3 protein-coding genes are annotated in these 1,573 nt (G+C 36.8%); 1 reads left to right on the top strand and 2 read right to left on the bottom strand.

The window, feature by feature from the left end:
- Nucleotides 1–309 (top strand): hypothetical protein (locus B4W65_RS17510; protein WP_205741325.1); only part of this gene is annotated, 309 nt, incomplete at its 5' end.
- A gap of 279 nt (nucleotides 310–588) precedes the next feature.
- Here the strand turns inward: B4W65_RS17510 and B4W65_RS17005 are convergent.
- Together B4W65_RS17005 and B4W65_RS17000 are read right to left on the bottom strand one after the other, a co-directional pair.
- A complete protein-coding gene (locus tag B4W65_RS17005; protein WP_088656354.1) occupies nucleotides 589–948 on the bottom strand; it encodes a hypothetical protein in 360 nt (119 codons plus the stop codon).
- On the bottom strand, nucleotides 949–1,500 hold the full coding sequence (locus B4W65_RS17000) for a hypothetical protein (protein WP_088656353.1): 552 nt from the start codon (nucleotides 1,498–1,500) through the stop codon (nucleotides 949–951).
- Nucleotides 1,501–1,573: the final 73 nt, after the last annotated feature.

The following is a 1,573-nucleotide window of genomic DNA, read 5'->3' as shown; positions in this document are numbered from 1 at the left end:
TTTCTGCCAATCAATATTTTATCCGGGTCGGCAAGCAATCAATCCGAAGCCCATTGTTTGATGCAGGTCTCTGTTTGCGCTGAACTTGAAAATCGAATCCGGTTGTCCTTATGCACCCTTCACCGTGACCAATTCAACATTCAGGATGCCTTGTCATCCAAATCCCGAGAATCCAGTCATTTCATTAAAATCGGGCAGTTTCTACCGAAGCCCAACAACGGTCTGCCAAACTTCACTTTCCTACAACAACCGCAGGCTGCCCTAAGCCCTTCTCTGCACAAACCTTTAAAAAACCTACCAACTGTCTGACCACCACTTAAACTTCACGCAATCCTTGTCAAAGACGCTTGGATTTTATAATTCTGTCTCGCGAAATCCTTCCGGCTGGGCATCAAGATAAATACGTTCTGCGAATCAATTATACGTTCTGGGAATCCAGGGGCTTGGCGGTAACGGATGGCGGTATGAAACGTGCCGGATTGCGGGGCTGAGTCTGTATCCCCCGTGACAAACCAACGAGGCGGGACGAAACGATCGAGAACCCACTGAAACCGGCATGTTTTATGACCGCGTGTTGTGCACCGTAAATTATTCATTAGGGTTTTTTACTTTTGTATCATCGGTCAACACAATCAACAAGTCACCATCTTCATCCAATAAATATACTTCTTCGGTTTCAAGATATATTGACTTATTATTTGCTGTCATTTTAAAAGAAATCTTGTGACTACTTGGTAATTTCTCTTCATATTTATCAATTTTCAGTTTTTCAGATGTTTCACCGGGGAGTAATTCTGTTGCGATATAAATATCTCCCCATTTAACATCAACTATCTTTACCTGGGTAATGTTATTTTGTACTTGAATATCGCCTGGTTTATAGCAAGATTGAAAAATTACAGCAATACTTACTATCAATATTGATTTTATTGATTTTATAGTTTTCATTTAGTCAATTTTTATTTCAATTTCACCAACAAAGGCACTTCTTAAATTTTGTTCTACTTTAAATGTCGTGTATTCAAAAGGATAATACGTTTTAGTAGAATTATCGTTAAAAGTAATCTGAAATGATTCAATCAAACATGCATATTCACCCGGTTTAAGTTCATATGCTGCATTTAAATATTGAGCAAATTCTCCAGCTGTGTTATAATCAGGTTGCTCTATGTCTTGATTAGCAATTATTAGATAATTAATCTTGTTGTCAGTAATGTATTTATTGCCAACTAATTGTTTGTCTACTTTTGAGGTATCAAGTGTTTGAGAGTTAATTTGTGTCCAATAGTAGTTATTGATATAAATACTTACTGAATCCACAGATTTTACAACCAAATAAGTACTGTCAGTCGTTTTAATGTTGACCAAAATCAATAATTCTTCAAATGGTATAGAGCCGTCCTCTGAAACGACATTTCTATCCGCACTACTCAGTGAATCATCCTTATCGCAACTCACAACGAGTAGTCCTAAAAGTAAATAATAAATCAGTCTTTTCATATTATTTCTAATGTTAGTTATACTGTTTCGTGTTCTGTTTTATGGTGCACAACGGTCACGTATATGAAATGTT

The sequence above is a fragment of the Geofilum rhodophaeum genome (assembly GCF_002210225.1).
Lineage (GTDB): Bacteria > Bacteroidota > Bacteroidia > Bacteroidales > Marinilabiliaceae > Geofilum > Geofilum rhodophaeum.
The sequence above is the reverse complement of the archived record's forward strand: the minus strand, read 5'-3'. Positions and strand labels throughout refer to the sequence as shown.

What these genes read in the sequence shown, in the direction of transcription:
- B4W65_RS17005 (WP_088656354.1), bottom strand. Translation starts at nt 948, where the DNA reads ATGAAAACTATAAAATCAATAAAATCAATATTGATAGTAAGTATTGCT.
- B4W65_RS17000 (WP_088656353.1), bottom strand. Translation starts at nt 1,500, where the DNA reads ATGAAAAGACTGATTTATTATTTACTTTTAGGACTACTCGTTGTGAGT.